General features: G+C 59.4%; 17 protein-coding genes and 1 riboswitch. Of the genes, 13 read left to right on the plus strand and 4 right to left on the minus strand.

Annotated elements, in window-relative coordinates:
- Nucleotides 1-495 precede the first annotated feature (495 nt).
- Complete coding sequence (locus NQ491_RS07400; protein WP_157365683.1) at nt 496-2,469, minus strand: BACON domain-containing protein; 1,974 nt, start codon at nt 2,467-2,469, stop codon at nt 496-498.
- Nucleotides 2,470-2,859: 390 nt separating this feature from the next.
- Between NQ491_RS07400 and NQ491_RS07405 the strand changes: the two genes are divergently transcribed.
- Nucleotides 2,860-4,314 carry a GH39 family glycosyl hydrolase gene (locus tag NQ491_RS07405; protein WP_019246826.1) on the plus strand — a complete coding sequence of 485 codons (1,455 nt, stop codon included), beginning with the start codon at nt 2,860-2,862 and terminating at the stop codon, nt 4,312-4,314.
- Nucleotides 4,315-4,763: 449 nt separating this feature from the next.
- On the opposite strand, the gene NQ491_RS07410 is transcribed toward NQ491_RS07405, so the two are convergent.
- Nucleotides 4,764-5,453 (minus strand): YjjG family noncanonical pyrimidine nucleotidase, encoded by a 690-nt coding sequence (locus NQ491_RS07410; RefSeq protein WP_026089801.1) that lies wholly within the window; start codon nt 5,451-5,453, stop codon nt 4,764-4,766.
- Nucleotides 5,454-5,651: 198 nt separating this feature from the next.
- On the opposite strand from NQ491_RS07410, the gene NQ491_RS07415 reads away from it, so the two are divergent.
- Entirely contained in the window at nt 5,652-6,332 is a 681-nt protein-coding gene (locus NQ491_RS07415) for a DNA alkylation repair protein (RefSeq protein WP_019246824.1), read from the plus strand.
- Nucleotides 6,333-6,679: 347 nt separating this feature from the next.
- Here the strand turns inward: NQ491_RS07415 and tsaE are convergent, their stop codons facing one another.
- Together tsaE and porX are read right to left on the minus strand one after the other, a co-directional pair.
- Entirely contained in the window at nt 6,680-7,096 is a 417-nt protein-coding gene (gene tsaE, locus NQ491_RS07420) for a tRNA (adenosine(37)-N6)-threonylcarbamoyltransferase complex ATPase subunit type 1 TsaE (RefSeq protein ID WP_026089800.1), read from the minus strand.
- Nucleotides 7,097-7,434: 338 nt separating this feature from the next.
- A complete protein-coding gene (porX, locus tag NQ491_RS07425) occupies nt 7,435-8,988 on the minus strand; it encodes a T9SS response regulator signal transducer PorX (protein ID WP_019246821.1) in 1,554 nt (517 codons plus the stop codon).
- A gap of 456 nt (nt 8,989-9,444) precedes the next feature.
- Between porX and NQ491_RS07430 the strand changes: the two genes are divergently transcribed.
- The 11 genes from NQ491_RS07430 to NQ491_RS07480 all read left to right on the plus strand — a co-directional run bounded on the left by NQ491_RS07430 (nt 9,445) and on the right by NQ491_RS07480 (nt 25,330).
- The gene (locus NQ491_RS07430; RefSeq protein WP_026089799.1) at nt 9,445-9,729 is read left to right on the plus strand and encodes an HU family DNA-binding protein; all 285 of its coding nucleotides are present in this window, start codon (nt 9,445-9,447) and stop codon (nt 9,727-9,729) included.
- Nucleotides 9,730-10,015: 286 nt separating this feature from the next.
- Nucleotides 10,016-11,560, plus strand: a complete 1,545-nt coding sequence (locus NQ491_RS07435) for an Rne/Rng family ribonuclease (protein WP_019246819.1) — start codon at nt 10,016-10,018, stop codon at nt 11,558-11,560.
- 7 nt (nt 11,561-11,567) lie between these two features.
- Nucleotides 11,568-14,921 carry a transcription-repair coupling factor gene (gene mfd, locus NQ491_RS07440; protein WP_019246818.1) on the plus strand — a complete coding sequence of 1,118 codons (3,354 nt, stop codon included), beginning with the start codon at nt 11,568-11,570 and terminating at the stop codon, nt 14,919-14,921.
- 68 nt (nt 14,922-14,989) lie between these two features.
- The gene (locus NQ491_RS07445; protein ID WP_019246817.1) at nt 14,990-15,724 is read left to right on the plus strand and encodes a type III pantothenate kinase; all 735 of its coding nucleotides are present in this window, start codon (nt 14,990-14,992) and stop codon (nt 15,722-15,724) included.
- Nucleotides 15,714-17,042, plus strand: coding sequence for an OmpP1/FadL family transporter (locus tag NQ491_RS07450; RefSeq protein WP_019246816.1), 1,329 nt, complete (start codon nt 15,714-15,716; stop codon nt 17,040-17,042). The genes NQ491_RS07445 and NQ491_RS07450 overlap by 11 nt, the downstream gene beginning before the upstream one ends.
- A 14-nt stretch (nt 17,043-17,056) precedes the next feature.
- Nucleotides 17,057-17,854, plus strand: a complete 798-nt coding sequence (gene lptC, locus NQ491_RS07455; protein ID WP_019246815.1) for an LPS export ABC transporter periplasmic protein LptC — start codon at nt 17,057-17,059, stop codon at nt 17,852-17,854.
- A 169-nt stretch (nt 17,855-18,023) separates the two neighbouring features.
- On the plus strand, nt 18,024-19,283 hold the full coding sequence (locus NQ491_RS07460) for a hemolysin family protein (protein WP_019246814.1): 1,260 nt from the start codon (nt 18,024-18,026) through the stop codon (nt 19,281-19,283).
- Nucleotides 19,284-19,442: 159 nt separating this feature from the next.
- On the plus strand, nt 19,443-20,036 hold the full coding sequence (locus tag NQ491_RS07465; RefSeq protein WP_019246813.1) for a nucleotidyltransferase domain-containing protein: 594 nt from the start codon (nt 19,443-19,445) through the stop codon (nt 20,034-20,036).
- 217 nt (nt 20,037-20,253) lie between these two features.
- A complete protein-coding gene (locus tag NQ491_RS07470; RefSeq protein WP_034283374.1) occupies nt 20,254-22,323 on the plus strand; it encodes a peptidylprolyl isomerase in 2,070 nt (689 codons plus the stop codon).
- 429 nt (nt 22,324-22,752) lie between these two features.
- Nucleotides 22,753-22,949: riboswitch (cobalamin riboswitch) on the plus strand.
- A gap of 316 nt (nt 22,950-23,265) precedes the next feature.
- Nucleotides 23,266-24,783, plus strand: a complete 1,518-nt coding sequence (accC, locus tag NQ491_RS07475) for an acetyl-CoA carboxylase biotin carboxylase subunit (protein WP_019246810.1) — start codon at nt 23,266-23,268, stop codon at nt 24,781-24,783.
- A 19-nt stretch (nt 24,784-24,802) separates the two neighbouring features.
- On the plus strand, nt 24,803-25,330 hold the full coding sequence (locus tag NQ491_RS07480; protein ID WP_019246809.1) for an acyl-CoA carboxylase biotin carboxyl carrier protein subunit: 528 nt from the start codon (nt 24,803-24,805) through the stop codon (nt 25,328-25,330).
- Nucleotides 25,331-25,333: the final 3 nt, after the last annotated feature.

Here is a 25,333-nt window from a genome sequence, read left to right on the forward strand (position 1 = left end):
AATTTTCCGCACGAGAGGGGCTGTCTGCAAACGCAGACAGTCCCTCTCGTCTTTTCGGACACAATCTTCCATAGGGCAAACAAGGCCTACGACAAGTTCCGCCATATCGCAACTCACGGAATACTTTCCTCCGTTCTGAGAACGGTCGCTTTTACCGAACGCGGCGGGTTCCCGATCGAATCCCGGCCGCACTTTTCATTCCATACCGTCATGCCTGCGACCGGTTTCAAATCGAAGCGGCACCGAAGCCACAGAAAGCGGAATACATGGGCAAATACCGCCGATTCGGTTCTTCGCATAGTGCAGCACGGTCTTGCAAAGACACCCCCCCGGCCCTGCCGCGCTTTTTCATGGCAACATGCCTTTGCTCGATCGGAATTCGGCGGTTCCGCTCCTGCGGCCCGCATGAACCATTCGCTCCAAAAAAGTGGCTCCCCCAATGCTTGGGAGAGCCACCGAACCGGCCTTCATAAGGCCTTTTTTATCTCTGCGGTATTACATCTGCACGTACACGCCGCTGTTGAACGTATAGGCGATACCGGCGTCAGCACCGATATGCCCCTCGCCGTCGGTTACGAAGAACGGCTTGTCGGCACCGGTAGCAGCACCTTCCAAAATCACGTCGCCCGGCTCGAACGAACCGTTCGCAGTATCCGACACCTTCGAGAGAATTTCGTCGTCAGCGGATACGTAGATGAATTGGAACTGGCTGCTCACATCGTTGTAAACGACCGTACCGTTGTTCACGCCGTCGGGCAACTGGAGAACCTGACCGGCATCGGTCAAAGCATCAACCCAGCCGTCGGTTGCCGACGCGGTCGCCAGATGGAGCGCTCCGTCCTTCGCATAGTAGAAGTTGAGCGTACCGTCCTTAACCACCATCGAAGAAACCGAACCGGTCAGCGAAAGCTCTTCCTTCACGATCGTCCAGTCCTTACCGTCGGTCGTCGAAGCCACCCAAATCTTGCCGTTCGCATCGGACAGCGCCATATAAGTCTTCGTTCCAACTTTCACTGATGCAATATTATTGGCATGTCCTAACTTGCTGGCATTTATAACATCCCCGGTTTCTTTTGGATCGTCCTTAATCATAGCTCGGTTCAGATAATATTCATCTTTCATATTCCATCTTACACCGTCGCTCGAACTGATATTCTTTACGGTAGAACGTCCTAACTCTATTTTAGCCTGAGTGTCATCCTTAAATACGATGTAGGAAAGAGAAATAATTTTCGTTGCAGGTTGTCCGTCAATAAAACATTCTATACCGTCTAACGCACTTTCCAAAGCCGGATGCGCTTTATAATCAGCCACATCAACATACGCCCCTGCTTCATTAGGTTCGATTACTAACAAATAATCTCCCGAAGGATCCCATCTCTGACCGTTTCCACCGATGTATCCCCATCCACTGGAAACACTCGGAACGTCTTCAAGAACCGGCCCGTTAGCAACAGTCTTGGCATAGTCCGTATCCCAATAATAAAGTTTCACCTTATCCTTGTCTCCGCCATAACACATCGTTCGCATTGACGTCTCCGCATTGAATCGTAACGCAATCGAATTGCTACCGGCATCATCAAAAACATATTTCTCGTTTCCGTAAAAGATACTCTCTACCCCACTTATATAACATGGAATAGCGTAATACCACCCTGAACTCCAATAATGCTCCGCAACCAGGTCCGCTTGAGTGGCCGGATCCTGACGCAGCGTATACGAGACATACTCGCCGTTCACGTTCATCATCACGGCATCGAGCGCGTTATTGCCCTCGTAGACTACCGAGCCCGTAACCGGAGCGCCCTCCTGGGTCACCGTCACATTCACGCTGGAAGCTTTGCCGTCGGCATCGTAAATGGTAATCGTACCCGTACGGGCGGCGGGACCCGTATTCTTCTTGATCGTGAACGAGAGACCGGCTTCGGTCGCAGCCATCGTAGCCGGCAGCGGAATGATCCACTTCTGATCCTTCTCGGCCACCTCGGCGGCATAGTTAGTCACATTGGTCAGGAACTTCACCTGAACGACCGACTCTTCATAGCCTACAGGATAATTCTTTTTTTCCACGGAGAAACCGTCCACGTCCTGCCTAACGACCAGACGCACCGGCGCTTCCGTATCCTCGCCTACCTGAGACAGTACCAGCGTAGCCTTACGCTCTACCAAAGAGGCAAGCGTCGTAACGGTCACCGAAGCCGTGCCGCTCGCCGTGCCCGAGGTCGGGTCCGTCGACAGCCAGTCCTTGTCGGGATCGGTCGCATCGTACTCGACGTCGAGCTTCCAATCCTTCGCCGACTGCAAGGAAATCGTGCTGTTACCGCCGGCCGTAGACATCACCAGCGTATCCTCAACATGAAATTTGAGCGAGGTATCCACGGGAGGCAGGGGTGGATAGTCGTCGTCCTTGCACTGCCATATCAACAAAGTCGGAAGCAGTAACAAACAATAGTAAAAAAGCTTTTTCATACGTTTTAATTTGTTAAGTAACTTTTGGTTAGTAAATCCAGATCTCTCTCGTTTCTGCTGTTTATCCGATTCCATTCATGTTCTCCGTACCGCAACGCCCCCGAACAAAAGCGCGCGAACGGCACGAAAAATGCCGGTCCGGACTCTTTCCCGGGATATTTTAGGGTAAAAATATAAAACTTTTCTAACATAAATCCACTCCTGCATGCAAAAATAGAAAAAATTTTAACCTTCCGCATCCGATACACGGCAATTCCGCACCCATTTTCCCGCCGGGAGGAAACGTCTGCCCGCCGGACCGCGACGGAGTTTCTTGACGGAAACGGAGATTTTGAGTATCTTTGAGACTGAAGCCCGCTTCGGCGAGCAATAACCCGAACACAAGATGAAATGAAGACGACTGCATCGAAATACGGCATGCGCCTGCTGGTATGCGTCCTGCTCGCCGCGACGGCCGGTTCCGCAACGGCAGGACCGGACCGGGACGGTGGGACCGGCGTTGCAAAGGCGAGCGTCCGGATATTCGCCGACAGCGCGGCCGGGCCGATCAAGGAACTGAACGGCGGCAATCTGGCCCCTCCGCTGATGGACGAGGAGATGCCCGGCTGCGACATCCGCGAATCGTTCTCGCGGCTGAACATCCCGATCACCCGGCTGCACGACGCGCCGCTGGAAAACGCGGGCATGCGGGTAGTCGACATTCCTCTGATATTCGCCAACTTCCATGCCGACGCGAACGATCCCCGCAACTATTATTTCGATCAGACCGACGACTACATCCGCAATTGCGTCGAAAGCGGCACGCAGGTATACTACCGCCTCGGTACGTCGATCGAGCACAGCCGCAACAAATATTTCACCGACCCGCCCTCCGACGCGGGCAAATGGATCGACGTCGTGTCGAACGTCATCCGCCACTATACGGAAGGGAAATGGAACGGATACCGCTACGACATCGAGTACTGGGAAATCTGGAACGAGCCCGATCTGGGCCCGAAAATGTGGACCGGGACGCTCGAAGCGTTCAACGACTTTTACGCTACGGCGGCCCGGGAGCTGAAAAAGCGGTTCCCGCACCTGAAGTTCGGCGGGCCGGGTCATTGCGCTTTCGGAGAGGAGAAGGTGAAAGCCTTCGCCGAGAACTGCGCGAAGCACGGGGCTCCGCTCGACTTCTATTCGTTCCACTACTACTCTCCGTCCGACACCGAGCTGCTGCAAATGGCGCTCGACGCCCGGCGATGGCTCGACGAGAGCGGCTTCCCCGATACGGAAATCCACCTGAACGAATGGCACTACAATCCCTACGGGGGCGCGCTGTGGGGCATGGGGCCCGTCGAGCAGAACGAGGCGATCCGGTTCATGCGCGGACTCGAGTCGGCCGCCTTCCTGAACACGGTGCTGATCGGATGGCAGGACACGCCGATCGACCGGGCGTTCTACTACACGGTCACGACGACGCGCTGGGGCCTGTACGACGACCGGACGCCGAACAAGACCTATTACGGCATGCAAGCCTTCGGCGAGCTGACTCGCTACGGCGAACGGGTAGCGGCGGCGGGGAACCTGCCCGAAGGCTCCCGCACGCTGGCGGGACGAAACGCCGCGGGCGATCTGGCCATACTGACGGCCTGCTGGAAATCGGGACCTCTGGAAATCGCTTTCGACATCGACGGAATCGAGCGGTTCGGCTCCATCGAGGTCCGGATGCTCGACCCGACGCACGATCTGGAAAAGGTTTTTTCCGCCGGGACGGTCTCGGGCCCGCTGAAAGTCCGCACCGTATCCGAATCGAGCGTCATCCTGATCGAGATGAAAAAATCCCGGCCCGATCCGGCAGAAAAATAGGCATAGTCCCGGAGGAGCGCCCGCCTCGGAAACGGCAGCTCTCGGAGCAAGCGCGGCGTTTCGGCGGCATAGGCCGAACGTATTCGGCTTTGCGCTTATGACGGGACCGCATTTTCTACGAATCCGACCCGGCGAGCAGCCGACGGGCGTACCCGTCCGGCAGCCGTATCGGCACGATTCCCGACCTGCGGAGCGTACCGCCGCCGGACGATCAGCCCGGAAACGGGAAAAGAAAAACCGGCACGCGGCCTGCAACACGATCTGTCCGGAACCGCCGAGACCGCCGAACTTCCGGGCACGGCGTTCGTCCGCCCCGCAGCGCCGGAACGAAAAAGCCGGCCGCTATGGATATCAGGGGAAGGTTTTTCGGCTCGCAACAGGGACCGGCAGGAAAACGCCTGTCCTCCCGCAAGAGGCGCAAGCCGGCCTTCCCGACGGAAAGCCCGAGCCTACAACAACGCCAGCAGCTCCCTGAGCGATCCGATCCTGTACGTCGGACGGCATTCGCACGGCATACCCGAGGGATCGAACCAGATCGAATCGATCCCGGCCCGCTCCGCGCCGGGAATATCGCTGTACGGGTCGTCGCCGATCATCACGGCCGCACCGGCCTTTACCCCTGCCAAATCGAGGGCGTATTCGAAAATGCGCGGATCGGGTTTGTTCGCCCCGGCGTCTTCGGAGCAAACGACGCCCCGGAAATAGCCGTCCAACCCGCTGTGACGCAGCTTGATCTGCTGCACTCCGGCGAAACCGTTGGTCACGATATACATCGGATACCGCCCGCTCAGCTCGCGGACGACTTCCCTCGCATACGGAATCAGGCCGCGGAACGTCGGGGCGAGCTTCAGGTAATCGTCGGCCAGAGTCCGGGCCAGCGCCCGGTCGCTCAGGCCGATCTCGTCGAGCATCCGCTCGAAACGCGTGTCGCGCAGTGTCTCGCGCGAGATTTTCCCGTCGCGGTAATCGTCCCACAAGCCGGCGTTGATCCGCTCGAACACCGCGAAGCAGCGCTCGAACCCGATGCCGGAACGATCCAAGCCGTAACGGCCGTACAGCACCCTCAAGGCTTTCTTCTGATTGCGATCGACATCCCACAGCGTGCGGTCGAGATCGAAAAACAGGCAGTCGTACCTCATCGTTTTTTCGTTACATTTGCCGGCAAAGATAGTGCAAACGGACGAGCCGGGAATATGCCTCCGCATTTCCGGCACGTTCGGGCTTTTCCCGAAGCCGCCGCAGCCGGCCGAACGGATCACGCCTTTTCCGGGAATCGCGTCCCCGGCCGGAAGACGTGAAGGCGGCGGAGCAGCGGCGACCGGACAGAAACGACCACGATGAATCGAGCAGACGACCTGACAGCCATCCTCCGGGCAGCGGCCTCGCCCGAACACCGCAGCGGCATGAGCCGTTTCGGCATTCCGACGGAACGGGCGCTGGGCATTGCGGTTCCCGCGCTGAGAAAGATCGCCCGGGAGACGGGTACGGACCACCCGCTGGCCGTCGCGCTTTGGGACACGGGCTGGCACGAGGCCCGCCTGCTGGCCCCGATGATCGCCGATCCCCGGCAGACGACCGTCGAACTCGTCGACCGCTGGACGCAACAGTTCGACGCATGGGACGTCTGCGACCTGTGCTGTCAGAACCTGTTGCGCCGCACCGCGTTCGCCTACGAGCTGATCGAGCGATACGCTCCGCGCGAGGAGGAATACGTCCGGCGCACGGCCTTCGCGCTGACGGCGGCGCTGGCGATCGGAGACAAGCGGTCGCCCGACGAGAGGTTTCTGCCGCTGCTCGGACTGATCGGAAAAGCTGCGGACGATCCGCGCAATTTCGTCAAGAAAGCCGTCAACTGGGCTCTGAGACAGATCGGCAAACGAAGCCTACGGCTGCACGGCGAGGCCGTCGGGCTGAGCCGGACGCTGGCCTCGTCGCAAGACCGTACGGCCCGCTGGATCGGCCGCGACGCCTTGCGCGAGCTGACCGATCCGAAAACGATCGCCCGGGTCGGGAAATAAGGCAGGGAAGAGAGTCGGCGGCGCTCAGCCGAAAACGGCGGCGGACCTCCAGTCCATGCGAAACGATGAAACGCGCACGAAGAAAACGCATCCGACGCGGACCGAGCGCCTCAAAAGACGATCCGACCGGAAATTCGGTGCGGCTTCGCGCAAAAAACGCATGGCGGCCGGCCGGACGCGGCTCACGACGATCCGCACGCCAGACGACGGTACGACTCCGCCGGTAGCGATCGCACAATGCGACGCCCCCCTACTTCCGGCAAAGCGCGCCATGACGCGAAAACCGGCAGAAGCGACGGGAAGAACTCTCCCGAAGCCATACGGCGATACGGCAAAACAGAATAAAGTCAGTCGATCGAGATCACGCGCTCATCCTCGTCGGGCACGTCGATGCGCACGTTCATCGCATCGTCCGGGAGCAGGCTCTCGATCTTCTCGGGCCACTCGACCAAGCAAAGGTTTCCGCTGAAAAAATACTCCTCGTAGCCGAAGTCGAACGCCTCCTCGATCCGGTCGATCCGGTAAAAGTCGAAATGATAGACCGGAGGCGTGCCGTCGCCGCGATACTCGTTGACGATAGCGAACGTAGGGCTGGTCACCGTGTCGGTCACGCCGAGGCGGTCGCAGACCGCCCGGATCAGCGTCGTCTTGCCCGCGCCCATCCCGCCGCGAAACGCGATCACCGTGCGGCCGGCCCGCGCGTCGAGAATCGCTTCGGCCACCTCGGGCAAATCGCTCGTCGAACGTATCCTGAATGTTTTCATGGATTTTTCCCACTCTCTTTGGAGGCAAAGATAACGGTTCGGAGCGAATTTCAAAACCGCGCGGGTTTTCCGTCCGCCGCATGTCCGGCAGAAAGCGCGCTCCGCAGGTCCGCCGGCCATCCGCCCGACAGAACGCGGAATTTCCGTTCCCGCTCTTTCCCGAAGTCCTGCGCGGGACGGCAAACGTAAAAGCGGGCGCACGGTTCCGCCCGCGGCCGCCCTGCTCCCGCAGCGAACCGCAAAATCCGCCGGCGCACGGCCGGAAACGGACCGGACGAGGCTGTCCGAACCCGGGGAAGCCGTCCGGCACGCCGCGACTCCGGGCAAAGGGACCGGCGCTACCTCGGCTTCATGACGATGAAGGGAATGATCATCTCCTCCATCGAGATGCCGCCGTGCTGGAACGTATCGTTATAATAGCGCACGAAACGGTTCGTATCGTTCGGATAGACGAAAAAGTCGCGGTTGTAGGCGAAAATATAGGTGGACGTGATGTTCGACTTGGGCAGGTGAGCCTGCTCGGGTTTCGTGATCGCGAACACCTCCTTGGGGTTGAAGCCCAGGTTGCGGCCGGTCTTATAGCGCAGGTTGGACGACGTCTCGCGGTCGCCCTGCACGCGGACCGGACGGTCCACCTGAATCGTGCCGTGGTCCGACGTGACGATGACCGTGTGGCCGCGCTCGGCGACCAGCCGCATCAGCTCCAGCAGGTCCGAGTGCTCGAACCACGAACGCGTGAGCGAGCGGAACGCCGCCTCGTCCTCGGCCAGATCGCGGATGATCTGCGTTTCGGTCCGCGCATGCGACAGGATATCGAGGAAGTTATAGACGATTACCGAGAAGTCGGCGGCGGCGACCCGGTCGAAATTCTCGATCAGCCGCTTGCCCGAGTCGGTCTTGACGATCTTGTCGAAAAACAGCTTGTAGCTCTTACCCTGAGACTGCATTTGCCGGCGCAGGAAATCTTCCTCGTGCTGATTCTTGCCCCCGTGCTCGTTGTCGTTGAGCCACAGATCGGGCATGATCTTGTCGATCGCCAGCGGCGTCAGCCCGGCGAAAATCGCGTTGCGCGCATACTGGGTGGCCGTCGGCAGAATGCTGCAATAGAAATCCTCCTGCTCGACGTCGAACAGTCCGTGCAGCACCGGACGGATCATCCGCCACTGGTCCAGCCGGAAATTGTCGATCAGAAAGAGGGTCGTCTTGGCCGAGGCGTCCACAATAGGAAAGACTTTCGAGCGGACCAGCTGGTGAGACAGCACCGGAGCGTCGGCATCGCGGTCCGAGAACCAGCTCAGGTAGTTGGCGCGGACGAACTTGGCGAACTCGTTGTTCGCCTCGTTCTTCTGGTACGACAGGATCTCGCGCACGCCCGGATCGGTCGACTCGGTCAGCTCGACCTCCCAGCCCACGAGCTTCTTGTATATCTGCACCCAGTCGGCGAACGTCCGCGCGGAGGCGAACGACGAGGCGATGAGACCGAACTCGCTGCGGTAGTCGGCCGTCGTCTGCTCGGTGACGAGCTGCTGGCTGTGGACGTTTTTCTTGATCGACAGCAGCACCTGATTCGGATTGACGGGTTTGATCAGGTAGTCGGCGATCTTCGACCCGACGGCCTTGTCCATGATGTTCTCCTCCTCGCTCTTGGTAACCATGATCACCGGCGTCATCGGCCGCAGCTCCTTGATTCGCGGAAGCGTCTCGAGACCCGTCAGGCCGGGCATCATTTCGTCGAGGATGATCAGGTCGAACGGCTGGGACGAAGCCAGATCGATCGCGTCGTAGCCGTTGTTGCTCGTAACCACGTCGTAGCCCTTGCCCTGAAGAAACAGAATATGGGGCTTAAGCAGGTCGATCTCGTCGTCGACCCACAGGATTTTGGCTGCACTCATCGCTTCACCGATTTTATTTCATACAAAGATAGCTAAATTCGGCACATGCGTCGCGCGGCGCGACGCATGCCCTTTACAAATAATGCAAAAACCGGACTTTTATTGTCCGGAGCCGCAGACTAACCTGTAACTTTCAGCGTTATATCACTGGCAAACCGGGATCAAGCCGCCGCCTCGGACGGCGAAAGCGCGTCGCATGCGGCAGAATACCACCGTCTCAGATTGTAAACAACTGAAAAACAATACGATAACTAAAAATTTACTGTTTTTCACTACTTTGGGCTGATTTTTGCGTGTGCGGGAAATAGAAACGGAATAGGAGTGAAAGAGTTAGCATTTTCCCGCAGCAGGAAAAAATATTTACTCCCGTAATTTCTTTATAAGGAAATAAAGATATATATTTGCACTCCAATGGACTAAGGGGAAAAATAAGTTTAAACTAAATATTTTTGGATTATGACAAAGGCGGATATTGTTAACGAAATTTCAAAAGGCACCGGTGTCGAAAAAGCGCAGGTGCAGCAGATCGTGGAAGCGTTCATGGAAAGCATCAAGGACTCGCTGACCTCGAACAAGAACGTCTACCTGAGGGGCTTCGGCAGCTTCATCGTCAAGAGAAGAGCGGAGAAGGTGGCCCGCAACATTTCGAAAAACACGACTATTACGATCCCTGCCCACAACATCCCGGCATTCAAGCCGGCCAAGAGTTTCGCAGGCAAAGTAAAAGCCAATGCCAAATAATTAACCATCTTTATTAAACCTTACGATTATGCCAAGCGGTAAAAAAAGAAAAAGGCATAAAATGTCTACCCACAAGCGCAAGAAACGTCTGAGAAAAGACAGACATAAAAAGAAAAAGTAGGTAGCACTTTTATGTGTCGGAATGTTATAAACCTAAAGTACCCAAGGGTCTTTAGGTTTATTGCATATTGAATGTCCGTAACCCACTCCCCCGCACGCGTCGCCGAACAAGGCGGCCCGACCGCCCTCAAGGGACTCCGCGTGCGAAGAAACCTCACAGACTCTGATGAATAAAGAACTAATTATCAACGTAACCCCCAGCGAGATCGCCATCGCCCTGTTCGAGGACAAGCAACTGGTCGAGCTGAACAAGGAAAAGTGCAAGACGGGATACTCCGTCGGCGACATCTACCTGGGGAAAGTCAAGAAGATCATGCCCGGCCTGAACGCCGCGTTCGTCAACATCGGGTATGAGAAGGACGCTTTCATCCATTATCTCGATCTGGGCCCGCAGTTCACCTCGCTGCACAAGCTCGTCGGCACGCTGACCTCCGGGAAGAGAGCTCCTCTGTTTCAAAACATACGCCTCGACAAGGCGATGGGCAAGACCGGCAAGATTTCGGGTTTCATAGCCAGCGGCCAGCCCATTCTCGCGCAGATCGCCAAAGAGGCCATATCGACCAAAGGTCCGCGGCTGACGTCCGACATCTCGCTGGCCGGACGCAACGTCGTGCTGATTCCCTTCTCGAACAAGATATCCATTTCGCAGAAAATCCGCTCCAACGAAGAGCGCAACCGGCTCAAGCGGATCGCCTCGGCCGTGCTGCCCAAGAATTACGGCGTCATCATCCGCACGGCCGCGATGGGCCAGCAGGACGCAGACATCGAGCACGACATCACGTCGCTCGTGCGTCGCTGGGAAAAAGTGCTCGACGGCCTGCGCAACCAGACGCCCCCGTCGCTGATCCTGAACGAGGAAAACCGCACGACGACGATCATCCGCGACCTGCTCAACGGGTCGTTCAGCAGCATATACGTCGACGACCACACCGTGTACGAAGAGATCCGCGAATACATCCGGATGATCGCCCCGGACAAGGAAAAGATTGTCAAGCTGTACAAAGGCAGCACGCCGATCTTCGACAACTTCGACGTGTCGAAGCAGATCATGTCGCTGTTCAGCAAGTACGTCTCGCTCAAGAAGGGCGCCTACCTGATCATCGAGCATACCGAGGCGCTGCACGTCGTGGACGTCAACAGCGGCAACCGGGCGAAAGTCGACAACGATCAGGAGCGCACGGCGATGGACGTGAACCTGGCCGCCGCGGCCGAAATCGCGCGTCAGCTCCGGCTGCGCGATATGGGCGGCATCATCGTGATCGACTTCATCGACCTGCACAAGAGCGAGAACCGCAACGCGCTGGTCGAGAAGATGCGAGAGCTGATGGCCGGCGACCGCGCGAAACACACGATCCTGCCGCTGTCGAAGTTCGGGCTGATGCAGATCACGCGCCAGCGGGTACGGCCCGAGACGCACATCGACGTGCGGGAGACCTGCCCGGCCTGCCACGGCACGGGCCTCGTCGCGCCCGCCGTGCTGATCGACGACCAGATCGAGAAGCAGATCGCCTATTTCGTGAAGGAGAAAAAGCTGAGTTACCTGAAGCTGAGGGTCAGCCCCGTCGTGGCGGCCTTCGTCAAAAAGGGCTTCCCGTCGCTCCGCACGCGGTGGATGTTCAAGTACCGTTGCCGCATCCGCGTCGCTTCGGACAATACGACGGGCATCATCGAGACCCGCTTCTTCAACCGCGAGGACGAAGAGTTGATTTGACGCGCATATGACGATCGCCGAGCTGGAACAGATTTTCACCGATCAGCAGGCTTTCCGGCAACTGACCGAGAGCATCCGTCCGGGGAGTACGGTACAACTCGCGTCGCTGGTCGGATCGTCGCTGTCGCTCGTCGCGCACGGAGCGATCGCCCGTCTCGGAGGCGTCCACGTCCTGGTCGCCGAAGACCGGGATACGGCGGGCTATCTTTACAACGACCTCTATCCGCTCACGGGCGGAGAGGGGTTGTTTTTCTTTCCAACGGGCTACAAGCGCTCGATCCAGTACGGACAGGAGGACCCGTCGGGCCTCGTACAACGCACGACGGCGCTCAACGCACTGCGAAGCGCGGCGGACAAGCCGCTGATTCTGTGCACATATCCCGAGGCGCTGACCGAAAAAGTCGCCGACCGGGAGCGGCTGAGCGACAGCGTACTGAAGTTGCGCCGAGGGGACAATCTGTCGACCGCTTTCGTCGAGGAAGCGTTGCGGGAATGCCGTTTCGAACGGGTCGAGTTCGTCTACGAACCGGGACAATACTCGGTTCGCGGCGGCATCGTCGACATTTTCTCCTATTCGGACAACAAACCCTATCGGATCGACTTTTTCGGCGACGAGATCGACTCGATCCGGCCGTTCGACGTCGGCACGCAGCTCTCGACCGGCACGCTCGACGAGGCGGAGATCGTTCCGAACCTCAAGACGGTAACCTCGGTCGAGCATCGCGTCTCGCTGGCCCGGTTCGCGGGAGAAGTCACCTACTGGATCGCCGACGGAGACTACACGCTCAAGCGCTTCGACGACATCCGGACGAAGATTCTCGGCGATCTGGACGAGCCGTCGTCGATCGACACGCTGGTCACCAGCCGCAAAGGATTTCTCTCCGACGCGAAGAAGGCGGCTTTCGTGTTGTTGCGCGACAACGTCCGCGAGCGGCCCGCCGAAGTCCGCGTCGCGTTCGACACGACGCCCCAGCCCGAATTCAACAAGAAATTCGATCTGCTGGCCGACGACATCAACGCGAACCGTCTGAGAGGTTATTCGACCTGTCTGCTCTCCGACAACAAGGCTCAGATCGAGCGGCTGTCGAACATCTTCAACTCGATCGGAGAGAAGAACGTCGTCTTCGACTCCGTTCCTCTGGCACTGCACGCGGGGTTCGTCGACCATACGTCGAAAAACTGCTTCTACACCGATCACCAGATATTCGACCGCTACCAGCGCTACCGTATCCGGGGCGAGCTGGACCGGAGCGAAAGCCTGACGATTCAGGAGCTCAACTCGCTGAAAGTAGGCGATTACGTCGTGCACATCGACCACGGCGTCAGCCGCTTCGGGGGACTGACGCGGACGGTCGAGAACGGCAAGGTGCACGAGGCGATCAAGCTCGTCTACCGCGACAACGACGTGCTGCTGGTAAACGTCCACGCGCTGCACCGCATCTCGAAGTACAAGGACAAGGACAGCGAGCCGCCGAAGATATACAAGCTCGGCTCGGGGGCATGGCAGCGCATGAAGCTCAACACGAAAAAGGCCGTCAAGGACATCGCCCGCGAGCTGATCGCGCTGTACGCGAAGCGTCAGGCCAGCCGGGGCTTCGCCTTTTCGCCCGACAGCTACATGCAGCACGAGTTGGAAGCCTCGTTCATTTACGAGGACACGCCCGATCAGCAAACGGCCACGCAGCTCGTCAAGCAGGACATGGAAAGTCCCGTGCCGATGGACCGGCTGGTCTGCGGCGACGTCGGGTTCGGCAAGACCGAAATCGCGATCCGCGCGGCCTTCAAGGCCGTCACCGACTCGAAGCAGGTCGCCGTGCTGGTCCCCACGACCATCCTCGCACTGCAACACTACCGTACGTTCAACGAGCGGCTGAAGGAGTTCCCCGTCCGCATCGAGCACCTGAGCCGCCTCAAAAGCGCGAAGGAGACGCGCCAGATTCTCGAAGAGGTCAAAAGCGGCAAAATCGACATCCTGATCGGCACGCACAAGATACTGGGCAAGGGCATCGAGTTCAAGGACCTCGGTCTGCTCGTGATCGACGAGGAGCAGAAGTTCGGCGTGGCGGCCAAGGAGAAGCTGCGCCAGCTGAGAGCCGAAATCGACACGCTGACGCTGACCGCCACGCCGATCCCCCGCACGCTGCAGTTTTCGCTGATGGGCTCGCGCGACCTGTCCGTCATCACGACTCCCCCGCCCAACCGCCAGCCCATAGCGACCGAGACGCACCCGTTCGACGAGGAGATCATCCGCGAGGCGATCGAGTTCGAGCTCGCGCGCGGCGGACAGGTATATTTCGTTCATAACCGGGTCGGAACGGTCGCCGACATCGAGGCGCTCGTTCGCAGGCTCTGTCCGCAGGCGCGGACGGCCGTAGGGCACGGACGAATGAACGCGCAGCAGATGGAGAAGCTGATGATGGACTTCATCTACGGCGAATTCGACGTGCTGATCGCCACGTCGATCATCGAGTCGGGCGTCGACGTGCCGAACGCCAACACGATCATCATCGACAACGCGCAGAACTTCGGGCTGAGCGACCTGCACCAGCTGCGCGGCCGCGTCGGACGGTCGAACCGCAAGGCTTTCTGCTACCTGCTCACCCCTCCCGAGGAGACGCTTTCGTCCGACGCTCGCCGGCGGCTGCGCGCCATCGAGGAGTTCTCGGACCTGGGCGCGGGGTTCAACATCGCGATGCAGGACCTGGACATCCGGGGAGCGGGCAACCTGCTCGGCGGCGAACAGAGCGGCTTCATCGCCGACATCGGATTCGAGACCTACCAGAAAATCCTCGCCGAGGCGATCGCCGAGCTGCGCGAGGAGGAGCAGGCAACCGCCGCGCCGCAGGAAGGCAAGCCGCAGGAAGCGCTTTCCCCGCAGGCAAGGCCCGCCGCTTTCATCACCGACTGCCAGATCGAGACCGACCGCGAGGCGTTCATTCCGGACGAGTACGTCGGCAGCAGCACGGAGAAGATCAGGCTCTACCGCGAGCTCGACAACATCGCCGACGAGGAGCGGCTGTCCGTCTTCGAGGCGAATCTGCGCGACCGTTTCGGCGAAATCCCCGCGCCGACCCGCGAGCTGTTCGACGTCGTGCGGATGCGCTGGGCCTGCATCCGTCTGGGCTTCGAGAAAGCGATCGTCAAAAACGGGATCATGATCCTGAAATTCATCGAGAACCAGCATTCGGCCTACTACAAGAGCGACTTGTTCGGCGGCATACTGAAAGCGGCTACGCGCGCAGAGAGCAAATTTATTTTCCGTCAGAACAATAATAAGCTCTCCGTGGTAGTTAGAAATATAAAAAATATCTCCGAGGCGACGGCCGCGCTGCACGAGCTGGCCGAAAAGGCCGCGCAGTAGCCCCCGGTATCCCTCGCGCGGCAAGGCCGGGCTTGCGCGGCACGAACGGAATCGCTAATTTTGCAAGGATGAATCTTGCTATCGACATAGGCAACTCGCTCGCCAAGCTGGCCGTCATCGAAAACGGGCAGGTAGTCGACTTTCTGAAGACCGACCGGCCCGACGCGGCTTTCGTCGCCGGCGTGCTCGACGCGAATCCCGCCATCAACGCCGCGATCGCCATCTCCTGCCGGACGGCCGACAGCGAGGTGGAGAGCCTGCTGAGAAGACGGTTGCGCCGCTTCCTGCGCTTCGACCGGAGCGTACCGGTCCCGATCGAGAACCGTTACGCGACTCCCGAGACGCTCGGACCGGACCGGCTCGCGGCCGCCGTGGGCGCATGGACCCTCTATCCCGGACGGAATATCCTGATCGTCGACTTCGGAACGGCCATCACGATCGACTTCGTAACCGAACGCGGCGAATATCTCGGAGGCAACATCTCTCCCGGCGCCGATACCCGCTTCCGGGCGCTGAACCGCTTCACCGACACCCTGCCGCTCTGCTCGTTCCCGCAGCAGGAGAAGCCGACGCTGCTGGGAGACTCGACGCGGTCGGCCATCGAATCCGGCGTCGTGAACGGCATCGTATACGAGATCGAGGGCTATATCCGCGATCTGGAGCAGCGCTACGAAGACCTGAGAATCGTTTTTACCGGCGGAGAGAGCGATTTTTTTGCCAAAAGACTAAAAAATACGATATTTGCAACTTACGACCTGGTGGCTTACGGCCTGAACCGAATTCTTGAATATAATGCAAAATAGCAAGCAGATCATCATCCGAGCGGCTCTCGCGGTATGGCTGGCGCTGCCGGTCGCCGCGCAGGCGCAAAGCAGCAGCCTGAATGCCTTCTCGCCCTATACTTTCTACGGACTGGGCGATTTCTCGACACAGGGACCCGCCTACATGCGGTCGATGGGAGGCGTCGGCGTAGGGTACCGCAACTCGATGAAGATCAATTATATCAACCCAGCGTCGTACAGTCTGCTCGGACGGAAGACCTTTCTGTTCAACGTCGGGATCGAAGGCAACAACACCTACTCGAAAACCGCCGAAGCGAAAACCAGCCACAACTCCTTCAACGTCCGGGACATCGCGCTGGCCATGCCGCTGGGCCGGGGCGTCGGGCTCGGCGTCAGCGTCACGCCGCTGAGCAGCGTGGGATACCGGGTGCAGATGGAAGACACCGATCCGCTGTTGCTGGCCAACGACAAGTACGTCGTATACAACTACGTGGGCGACGGTACGGTCACGCAGGCGAAGCTGGGACTGGGCGTTCAGGTGACCAAGCATCTCGCCCTCGGAGCCGACATGGTCTACTATCACGGCCGGACGACCCGCAGTTTCTCGACGACGGTCACCTCGCTGATGACCTCCACGCAGTACAGCAATGCGGTAGGCCGGTCAAGCGAGACGATCTCGCGCATAGGTATGAACTTCGGCCTCCAGTACGACATCCTCCGCAACGACAAGCGGATTCTCACCTTCGGCGCGACATACCGTCCCAAACTGAACCTGAAGCCCGAAAACGAGCGTATCGTATACACTTCGGGCATCGAGTCCGATACGGTCAGCTATTCCGACGGAAAGCAGTCGTTCAACCTGCCGGGCATGTTGCGCGCGGGACTGTTCTATCAGACGCATAAGCTGGGCGTCGGCTTCGACTACTCGATGGAGCAGTGGAACGGCATCAATCCGCCCGACTCGCAGGACGACGTCGTCTTCAAGAACAACCAGTATTATCGCGTAGGAGTCGAGTATACCCCGAACGCGATCGATATCCGTCGATTCCTCAACCGGTGGACCTACCGCTTCGGAGTCTATTACAACGACTACTACATGCGGATCAACGGCCATAAGATCAACGACGTGGGATTGTCCGTGGGCGTCGGCATCCCGATCAAGATGCAGGGCTTCAGCTCGGTCAATCTCGGTCTGACATGGGGATGCCGGGGGACGACGGCTACCGGCATGATCGGCACCCGACAGTTCCGCATGGTCCGCGAGAATTATATCAAAGTATCCATCGGACTGAGCCTGTTCGGCGAAGACGACTGGTTCAAGCGCTTCAAATATCAGTAGACAATCGTCCTCCCGTGCAAGAACCGACGCGACATACGCTCCGCCGTGCAGCGGCGCTTCTGCTGGGCGGATGCGCCGCGCTGCTCGTCTCTTGCGACAGCAAAACCTCCGTCGCGAACGACGACGGCGTACGGAACATGATGACTCAGCAGAGCGAGGACCTGACGGTCATCCTGTCGAGGAACGGGAATCTCACCTATCGGTTCACGACTCCGCTGCTGGAGCGTTACGAATATGCGCTGGAGCCTTATACCGAGTTTCGCAAGGGAATCCACATCGAAACCTACAACGACTCGACCCATCAGGTCGAATCGTCGCTGACGGCCAACTATGCCATATTGCTCGAAAAGCAGCAGCTGTGGGAGGCCAAGGGCAACGTCCGGGGCCACAATGCCGGGGGCAACCAGCTCGAGACCGAACAGCTGTTCTGGAACCAGAAATCCAAACTCGTCTACTCGAACGTCGATTCGAAAATCACCCAGAACACGGACGTCGTCTATGGGGACGGATTCGAGTCGGACGAGCGTTTCGAGGAGTTCGTCGTACGCAACCCGAAAGGAAAGGTAACGGTCGAGACGGCGCCGAACCGCTCCGACACGACGGAGAAAGCCCCCGAAGCCGCTCCGAAACCGGACGTGCCGGCGGACGTGCCGGTGATCCGCGAGGGAGAAGGCGTGGCCAATCCGGCCACGATCCGCAACCAGCGCAAACGACGGGACGAACCCCGTATGCTCGGCAAGCCGGTCAAACTCGAACGGTTCGACCGTCCGGGCCGCCCGGAAGCCGACGCAGCCGGAAGCCGCCGTCCTTAAAGGCGCCGCCGGATTTCCCGGCGCGACGAACGGGAAAGGGCCGCCTTATTCGCGCCCGGGAAACACTCAGGCAAATAAATTGTTGTATCTTTGCCGCAGGAGGGCGCCGAGCGGAACGGACGTTTTCGCCCCGCGCCCTCCGCCGCAGACACTTACGCTTCAGATAACCATGCTTTCGGTCGCCATAACAGTCGTCGTCTCGCTGATATTGTCCGCTTTTTTCTCGGGCATGGAGATCGCCTTTCTGTCGTCGAACAAGCTGAAACTGGAGATCGAGCGCAAACGGAGCCGACTGTTCGGTTACATCGCGGGGCTGTTCGCAAAATATCCCGGACAGTATATCACGACGATTCTGGTAGGCAACAACGTCGCGCTGGTCGTCTACTCGCTCCAAATGAGCGTGCTGATCCAGGCCGGACTGCACGCCGCCGGCATCTCGCCCGGCGACGGAGGATCGTACCTGATCGAGACGCTCGTATCGACGGCCATCATCCTTTTCGCGGCGGAGTTCGTGCCGAAAGCCGTCGTCCGGCTCAACCCGAACTTCTACTACCGGAGCTTCGCGCTGCCGGTCTATTTCTTCTATCTGCTTTTCTACCCGGTCGCCAAACTGACGACGCTCGTGTCGGTCGGCATCCTCAAAATGGCCGGGCTGCCGCTGCGGCGCGACCAGTCGATCAGCACGTTCGACCGCGAGGATCTGGCGCATCTGCTCGACGAGGCCGCCGAGGACAGCGAGCAGACGCAGAACGAGAAGGATATCCGGCTGTTCCAGAACGCGCTCGACTTTTCGGACCTGCTCGTGCGCGACTGCATGGTTCCTCGCGTCGACATCGAGGCCGTCGAACAGGGTTGCTCGGTCGAAGAAGCCACGCGACAGTTCATCGACACGCAGTTCTCCCGCCTGCCGGTCTACCGCGACAACATCGACAACATCGTCGGATACATCAACACCAAGAGCCTGTTCCGCTATCCGCGCTCGATCGGAGAGATTCTCAACAAGATCGACTACGTGCCCGAGAGCATGCCGGCTCAGAAGCTGCTGACGCTGTTCATCCGCAGCCGCCACTCGATCGCCGTCGTGATCGACGAGTTCGGGGGCACGGCAGGCATGGTCACCATCGAGGACATCCTCGAGGAGATATTCGGCGAGATCGAGGACGAGCACGATTCTCAGGACCTGGTCGAAAAGAAGATGAGCGACAACGAGTATCTGTTCTCGGGACGCCTCGAGATCGAGTACGTCAACGAGAAGTACCGGCTCGACTTCCCCGAAAGCGAAAACTACGACACGCTGGCCGGATACGTGATCGACAAGTATCAGGGCATTCCCTCGGCCGGCGAAACGATTCTCTCGGACAACAAACGGATCAAGATTCTGCGAACGAACGCCTCGCGTATCGAGCTGATGCGGGTAACGATCGTCTGAGCCTGCCCCGGCACCTCTCCGGCCGCAGGCGCGAAGAATGCGAACCGTCCGGAGAGTATCCCCGTAACGAACGGACCGCCGCAGGCGGAATGCGACGGCACGGGCGAAGACCGGGCGGACCGTTTTCCGAACCGATAAAGAGCAAACTTTCAGCCGCCCATGAAAAACGATTCCTATGAGGCAATCGCCGACCGCAACCGCCGGAGGGCGTGGCAAGTCGTCGACGAACTGAATCTCGTGAAAATCTGGGAAGCCGCCGGCGCCCGGGTGAATCCGGTCGGGTCGCTTGCGACCGGACTGCTCGCCAAGCACCTCGACATCGACTTTCACATCTATTCCGAGCCGCCCTTGCTCCCGAGCGGCTTTGCCGCCATGGCCCGCGTCGCGGAAAACGCCTCCGTCCGGCGAATCGAATGCGTCAACCTGCTGCACACGGACGAGAAGTGCGTCGAGTGGCACGCATGGTACGAAGACCGCGACAGCGAGCTCTGGCAGATCGACATGATCCACATCGAAGCGGGTTCGGCCTACGACGGCTATTTCGAGCGCTTCGCCCGACGGCTGCAAAGGGCGCTGACGCCGGAAATGCGGCAGGCCGTCCTGCGGCTCAAGTTCGAAACTCCCGACCACGAGAAAATTTCCGGAGTGGAAATCTACCGCGCGGTCGTGCAGGGCGGGGTCCGGACCCGTGCCGAACTGGAGCGTTGGAGAGCGGAGCATCCGCTGACCGGCATCTCGGAATGGATGCCCTGAGGGCGGAACGAGCGGATGAAAAACCGCTCCGCCGAACCGTCGCCGCCGCCCGGAGTCGCCGGAGCCGAAAGCAGGCTAAAAACTTGACGAAACGCACGGTGGAGCGGAGCAAAATTGCAGTTTCTGACGCCGGATTGCACTTGCAAAGAAGAATTTTATTACCTTTGGGTTTCGTTATCCAGCACGAAACCGCATTTTCAAAAACTATTGAACCAATATGGCAACACTTAACACATTGAGAACTCGCGGCGGCATCGTCGTTTCGATCGTCATCGGAATCGCCCTGCTGGCCTTCCTGCTCGGCGATTTCGGCAATCAGGGCGCCAGCGCGTTCCAAGAGCGCAAGATGCGCGTCGGAGAAATCAACGGGGAAAAAATCGGATATACCCAGTTCACCGACAAGGTCGACTACCTGACCGCGATCGTCGAGACCTCCTCGGGACGCAACAGCCTCTCGGCCGAGGAACAGGATCAGATCAGGGATCAGGCATGGGACTTTCTGGTCAGCCAGTATGCGCTCGAGCCCGGTTTCGAGGCGGCAGGCTTCCGTGTCGGCGAAGCCGAGCAGATCGACATGGTCGACGGCACGTATATCTCGCCGGTTGTCCGCAGCACGTTCATCAATCCCAACACGGGAGCCTATGACGGCACCATGCTGCGCCAGTTCGTGTCGAACCTCTCGCGGGACGCATCCGGCCGCGCGGCCATGATGTGGGAATACCTCAAGGATCAGATGACCAAGCAGCGCCTGGTACTGAAGTACATGGCGCTGGTAGCGAAAGGCATGTACGTGACCGACCTCGAAGTGGATCAGGCCGTAGCCGGCTCCAACGTGGCGAGCGGCATTTCGTACATAGTCGAGAACTACGACCGGATCGCCGATTCGACGGTCAGCGTCACGAAGGAAGATATCCGCAAATATTACGATGCGCATAAAAACGCTTTCCGCCAGAGCGCCTCGCGCGACGTCGAGTACGTCATGTTCGACGTGCTTCCTTCCGAGGAGGACTATGCCGCTGCGGAAAAGGAAGTGAACGAAATGGCGGAGGAATTCTCCCAGAGCACGACGCCGATGCAGTACGCTACGCTGAACTCGCAGGCTCAGACCGATAAGGAGTATGTCGGCGAAAATCAGCTTTCCGGCCCGCTGGCGAAGTACGCCTTCGGTCCCGACAACCAGAAAATGTACGGTCCCGTAAAAGAGGGCGACACCTATACGCTAGCCCGTGTCGTCGATACCAAAATGCTGCCCGACTCGGTCGGAGCCCGTCACATCCTGCTTCCTGCCGGACAGGCGGAGCTGGCCGACAGCATCGTGAAAGCACTGCAGGGCGGCGCCTCGTTCGCCGAGCTGGCGGAGGTCTACTCGAACGATCCCGGCTCGAAAAGCAAGGGCGGCGATCTGGGCGTCTTCGCCCCCTCGCAGATGGTTCCCGAATTCGGCGATGCGGTTCTCGCCAACGAAAAGGGGAAGGTCTTCACGGTCGATTCGCGTTTCGGAACGCACATCGCCGAGGTGACCTATCTGAGCAAACCGACCAAAAAAGTCCAGCTCGCAACGATCACCTACCGGATCGAGCCGAGCCAGACGACCCAGCAGGCAGTCTACGCGAACGCCAGCAAGTTTATCGCCGAGGCTCACGGTTCGTACGAGAACTTCGACAAGGCGGTCGCCTCGAACTCGCTGTCGAAACGCGTGGCCCGCATCCGCAATACCGACCGCAACCTCAACGGCATCGACAACTCGCGTGAAATCGTCCGCTGGGCTTTCAACGGAGAGAAAGGCGACGTTTCCGCGATCATGGATATCGACGGCAACTACATCGTCGCAGCAATCACCGGAGTGACGGCGGACGGCATCGCGCCGGTCGAATCCGTTTCGAAACAGATCGCCGATATCCTTCGCCTGAGGAAAAAGGGAGAAATGCTGTCGGAAGAACTGAGCGGGAAAGGCTCGCTCGCCGAAACCGCATCGAAACTGGAGACCGAGGTGAAGGAAGCCTCCGGCATCGAGTTCAACTCGTTCTATATCGAAGGAGTAGGGGTCGAGCCCAAGCTGATCGGAGCCGTGACGGGTGTCGAAGAGAGCGCCCAGTCGAAACCGGTCGCCGGTAATGCGGGCGTCTACCTGTTCGACGTCACTTCGCGCAGCGCCATAGAGACCGTCACGCCCGAAAGCGAGCGCGTACGCCTCGAAGCCAATGCGCAGGCATACATCATCGAGCGGGCCAATCAGGCGCTCGTAGATGCGATCGAGATCACCGACAACCGGGTGAAGTTCTTCTAACTTCCCGGGGGAAGATCTTATTCATTATCAGGAAAGCCGTCTCCCAGTGGACGGCTTTCCGTTTTTCCGGCGTACAAAGACATATACGGGTTGCCGCCGTCCGAAACTCCCCGAACAGCCGAGTGGGCAAGATTCGGCCCGGCAGCACCGGTTCCGCCGCTCTTTCCGCCGGAATCGCCCGATCCGTAAGCGCTTCTCCTTTGGCCCGCACCGCTCCGGGATATGCCGATATGCAACTCCGCCGGCTTTTACACTGAACGTGCGATCGATCGATCGGTCGGCCGCTCGGTCCGCTCCTATATCCCGGCCGGAACGGAAACTTGGAAATCTCAGAGGCATACACAGCATATGAATTATCAAAGCAAAATATCCCCCATTCGCGAAGAAGGCTGAAAACCGCCCGTTCTTTCTCGGATTAGGAAAAAATTAATACATTTGCCCCGGATCGGTTTGCCTTTCCGCACTCAAGGAAGTAGGCAATAATAGGGAATCGGGTGAAAGTCCCGGACAGTCCCGCTGCTGTGAGGTTCCGTTTCGTCCGACACGATCTGTCGCCACTGGCGCCGCGCCGGGAAGGCCGTCGGACGGGAACGAGTCAGAAGACCTGCCGGTTCGTTTCGCGTTTCGGAGCTTCGTGGGTTAGGCTCCGGAATATGCAGATCGTCAAGTCCGAGCGACAAAGGGTAGACCGAATGTCAGGTCCGTCTTTTGCAGAAGAGACGAAAAGGGTGATTGATCGGAGAGCGTGGTGACAACGGAGAATCGGAACAAGAACGGCCGGACGGGCAAGTCGCATCGGCCGGCGGAATACGGAGACGGTACGGAGCGGCTGCCGAACCGCACGGAAGTCGCGCCGTGTGCCGACTCGATTCCCGCGGCAGCTTTCCGTTCAGGCGGACCGGCGCCCGCGACGGACGGACAAGTCGAACCAAACTTGTTGTTATGATAAAAAAAATCGTGATTGCCAACCGGGGAGAAATCGCGGTGCGCGTGATTCGCTCGTGTCGCGAGATGGGTATCAGCCCGGTGGCGCTGTTCTCGGAAGCCGACCGGCTGTCGAGGCATGTGATGCTCGCCGACGAGGCTTATTGCATCGGCGGAGCCGCCTCGAAAGAGAGCTACCTGAACATCGACCGGATCATCCGCGTGGCCCTGGCCTGCGGAGCGGACGCCGTGCATCCCGGCTACGGATTTCTGTCGGAGAACGCCGACTTCGCACGCCGGTGCGCCGAGGCGGGGCTCGTGTTCATCGGCCCCCGGCCCGAAACGATCGACGCGATGGGAGACAAGATCTCGGCCCGCAGGAAAATGATCGAGGCCGGCGTTCCGGTCGTTCCGGGCACGCAGGAGAACCTGTCCGGAGCCGACGAAGCCGTCGAGGCCTGCCGCCGCATCGGCTTTCCGGTCATGCTGAAAGCGTCGCAGGGCGGCGGCGGCAAGGGAATGCGTCTGGCGCGGTCCGAGGACGAGGTCCGCGAGGCTTTCGTGGCGGCACGCTCCGAGGCGGTGGCCTCGTTCGGCGACGGAACGATCTACATCGAACGCTTCGTCGAAGAGCCTCACCATATCGAGTTCCAGATTCTGGGCGATACGCACGGAAACGTGATCCACCTGTGCGACCGGGAGTGCTCGGTACAGCGCAGACATCAGAAAATCGTCGAGGAGAGCCCGTCCCCGTTTCTGACGCCGGAACTGCGCGAGAGGATGGGCGCCGACGCCGTGGCCGCGGCCCGGGCCGTCGGATACGTCGGAGCAGGCACGATCGAGTTTCTGGTGGACAAGCACCGCAACTACTATTTTCTGGAGATGAATACCCGTTTGCAGGTCGAGCATCCGATCACCGAGGAGGTGACGGGCGTCGATCTGGTCCGCGAGCAGATACGCATCGCAGCGGGCGAGCCGCTGTCGCTCGCGCAGCCCGACATCGTGCAGCGGGGCCATGCGATCGAATGCCGGGTCTGCGCCGAGGATGCGGCCGCCGGGTTCATGCCGTCGCCGGGTCCGGTAAGACAACTATCGGAACCCGGAGGTCCGGGCGTACGCATCGACGGATACGTCTACGAAGGATACGATATCCCTATCCACTACGACCCGATGATCTCCAAACTGATCGTGCACGCCGACACCCGTGAGCGAGCGATCGCGCGGATGCGCCGCGCTTTGGACGAGTACCGGATCACCGGTGTCAAAACGAACATCGGCTACCTGAGCTCCATTCTCGGCGTGCCCGACTTCGAGCGCGGGTCGTACGACACGTCGTTTCTGGAAAAGAACGCCGTCCTGCTCGGCTCCGCCGCTCCGCAACAGGACGAACGAACCGAGGATCTGGCCATGATCGTGGCGTATATGAACTATATCGTCGATACCGAGAGCGGCGCCGGCGCGACGGCCGCGACGGCCGGCGACCAGACGAGCCGGTGGCGCGAATTCGGCAAGCGCAAGGGCGTCATGGGCATGTAAAACGAAAAAGGCAAAAAGTATGGAAGTACAGATAGCAGACCGCACGGCCGAAGTCGAGCTGATCGAAAAGAACGGCAACGGCATCCGGCTCTCCGTCGACGGCAAAGCGTACGATCTGGACATGGTGATGACCGACCGGGGCATCTGCTCGGTGCTCTGCGACGGACGGTCGTACGATATGGAAGTCGAGCGTCGCGAGGGCGGCAAGAATTTCACGGTCAACAGTCGCTTCGCCTCCTACGAGGTCAGCATCGTCGACGCGCAGGCCAGGTACCTGCGCAACCGCCGGCGCGACGACACCCGGCAGGACAACGACCTGTGCGCCCCCATGCCGGGCAAGGTGGTGCGCATCGACGTGGCCGAGGGCGACCGGCTTCAGGCCGGCGACACGGTCGTCGTCTTCGAGGCGATGAAAATGCAGAGCACGCTGAAAGTGACGGGCGATTGCATCGTCCGCGAGATCGCCGTCCACGAGGGCGACACGGTGGCCGGCGAGCAGCTGCTCGTGCGTCTCGACGTGATCGTCGAAGAAACGGAAAACCAATAACGA

This window comes from Alistipes ihumii AP11 (assembly GCF_025144665.1).
Classification (GTDB): domain Bacteria; phylum Bacteroidota; class Bacteroidia; order Bacteroidales; family Rikenellaceae; genus Alistipes_A; species Alistipes_A ihumii.

Excerpts from the sequence above, each read along its gene's own strand:
- NQ491_RS07400 (WP_157365683.1), bottom strand. The coding sequence starts at position 2,469 with ATGAAAAAGCTTTTTTACTATTGTTTGTTACTGCTTCCGACTTTGTTG.
- NQ491_RS07405 (WP_019246826.1), top strand. The coding sequence starts at position 2,860 with ATGAAGACGACTGCATCGAAATACGGCATGCGCCTGCTGGTATGCGTC.
- NQ491_RS07410 (WP_026089801.1), bottom strand. The coding sequence starts at position 5,453 with ATGAGGTACGACTGCCTGTTTTTCGATCTCGACCGCACGCTGTGGGAT.
- NQ491_RS07415 (WP_019246824.1), top strand. The coding sequence starts at position 5,652 with ATGAATCGAGCAGACGACCTGACAGCCATCCTCCGGGCAGCGGCCTCG.
- tsaE (WP_026089800.1), bottom strand. The coding sequence starts at position 7,096 with ATGAAAACATTCAGGATACGTTCGACGAGCGATTTGCCCGAGGTGGCC.
- porX (WP_019246821.1), bottom strand. The coding sequence starts at position 8,988 with ATGAGTGCAGCCAAAATCCTGTGGGTCGACGACGAGATCGACCTGCTT.
- NQ491_RS07430 (WP_026089799.1), top strand. The coding sequence starts at position 9,445 with ATGACAAAGGCGGATATTGTTAACGAAATTTCAAAAGGCACCGGTGTC.
- NQ491_RS07435 (WP_019246819.1), top strand. The coding sequence starts at position 10,016 with ATGAATAAAGAACTAATTATCAACGTAACCCCCAGCGAGATCGCCATC.
- mfd (WP_019246818.1), top strand. The coding sequence starts at position 11,568 with ATGACGATCGCCGAGCTGGAACAGATTTTCACCGATCAGCAGGCTTTC.
- NQ491_RS07445 (WP_019246817.1), top strand. The coding sequence starts at position 14,990 with ATGAATCTTGCTATCGACATAGGCAACTCGCTCGCCAAGCTGGCCGTC.
- NQ491_RS07450 (WP_019246816.1), top strand. The coding sequence starts at position 15,714 with ATGCAAAATAGCAAGCAGATCATCATCCGAGCGGCTCTCGCGGTATGG.
- NQ491_RS07460 (WP_019246814.1), top strand. The coding sequence starts at position 18,024 with ATGCTTTCGGTCGCCATAACAGTCGTCGTCTCGCTGATATTGTCCGCT.
- NQ491_RS07465 (WP_019246813.1), top strand. The coding sequence starts at position 19,443 with ATGAAAAACGATTCCTATGAGGCAATCGCCGACCGCAACCGCCGGAGG.
- NQ491_RS07470 (WP_034283374.1), top strand. The coding sequence starts at position 20,254 with ATGGCAACACTTAACACATTGAGAACTCGCGGCGGCATCGTCGTTTCG.
- accC (WP_019246810.1), top strand. The coding sequence starts at position 23,266 with ATGATAAAAAAAATCGTGATTGCCAACCGGGGAGAAATCGCGGTGCGC.
- NQ491_RS07480 (WP_019246809.1), top strand. The coding sequence starts at position 24,803 with ATGGAAGTACAGATAGCAGACCGCACGGCCGAAGTCGAGCTGATCGAA.